This is a genomic window from Rhodococcus sp. T7, from assembly GCF_009872365.1.
Lineage (GTDB): Bacteria > Actinomycetota > Actinomycetes > Mycobacteriales > Mycobacteriaceae > Rhodococcus_F.
In genome coordinates this window covers 824,583-825,947 of sequence record NZ_WXYH01000389.1, presented here as the reverse complement: position 1 = coordinate 825,947, position 1,365 = coordinate 824,583, and the positions used below count along the sequence as shown (strand labels likewise).

Here is a 1,365-nt window from a genome sequence, read left to right as displayed (position 1 = left end):
TGAATCGCCCCGGGTCTGTCGGAGGCTCTCAAACCTGTGAAGGATGGAGAGCATGGCAGCACCACGGAAGTACAGCGTTGAGCTGAAGGAACGAGCAACGAGGATGGCGGTCGAGGCCCGCCAGGATCCGGCGACGCGGCCGGGAGCGCTCAAGCGGATCGCCGATCAGCTCGGTGTGCATCCCGAGGCGCTCAGGACCTGGGTCAAGCAGGCCGAGGTCGACGGCGGCGTGCGCCCGGGCACCACTACCAGTGATGCCGAACGGATTGCCCAGTTGGAACGGGAGAATCGCGAGCTGCGGCGGGCGAACACGATCCTCAAGCAGGCCTCGGCTTTCTTTGCGGCGGAGATCGACCGCCCACAGCGCTGATCGTGGAGTTCGTCGCTGCTCACCGCGACGAACACGGAGTCGATCCGATCTGCGCGGTCTTGCGCGGTACGGCCGCCCAGATCGCTCCGTCCACGGTCCGAGCTCACCTGAGCCCCCAGCGAACCGAATCGGCACGTGCGGTGCGTGACCGCGAGGTTCTGTCCCGGATCCGGGGTGTTCATGCCGACAATCTCGGGGTGTACGGGGCCCGCAAAGTGCACGCCAGTCTGAAACGAGAAGGGATGTCAGTGGCCCGGTGCACCGTGGAACGATTGATGAAAGCCGATGGGTTACGGGGAATATTACGGTTGAAAGGGCGGAAGACCACGCACGCTGACGGGGCCGAGACTCCGCGGCCGGCGGATCGGGTCCAGCGGCAGTTCGTCGCCGACGCGCCCAACACGTTGTGGGTGGCGGACCTGACCTACATTCGCACTCATTCGGGGTGGGTGTACGCCGCGTTCATCCTCGACGTGTTCTCCCGGATGATCGTCGGTTGGCAGGTTTCGACGTCGATGCGTACCGACCTGGCCCTCGACGCCTTGGATATGGGGTTGTGGGCTCGCCGACGGGTCGGCCAGGACGTCGCCGGATTGATTCACCATAGCGACCGCGGCGTGCAGTATCGAGCGGTGCGATACACCGAGCGCCTCGACGAGTGTGACGCAGTGTCTTCTGTTGGTTCCAAGGGAGATTCGTATGACAACGCGATGGCGGAGGCGTTCAACTCGTTGTTCAAGGCCGAGTGCATTCGCAATCCCGTGATGCGCCCGCACGGGGGCTGGCGAGGCCTTGGAGACGTCGAGTGGGCGGTCGCCGAGTACATCGACTGGTTCAATCACCGCCGCTTGCACGGCGAGATCGACCACGTCCCACCCGCAGAGTACGAGACCGCCTACTGGTCGAATCACACGGCGGCCGACTACCGTGAGACACCGGTCCTCGCTGAGGCCGGAACCAGATAGCCGAGCCTCCGTAGAACCCGGGGCGATTCA

1 protein-coding gene and 1 other annotated feature are annotated in these 1,365 nt (G+C 64.5%); the gene reads left to right on the top strand.

Annotation, left to right across the window (positions count from 1 at the left end; translation table 11 throughout):
* Positions 1-52 precede the first annotated feature (52 nt).
* Positions 53-1,335, top strand: a protein-coding gene (locus tag MLGJGCBP_RS47895; protein ID WP_148222641.1) for an IS3 family transposase whose coding sequence is annotated in 2 segments (ribosomal slippage) — positions 53-341 and positions 341-1,335 — 1,284 coding nt in all. Because the reading frame shifts where the segments join, the coding sequence is not laid out codon by codon here.
* Positions 331-459, top strand: a sequence feature (AL1L pseudoknot). Its footprint overlaps the gene before it by 129 nt.
* Positions 1,336-1,365: the final 30 nt, after the last annotated feature.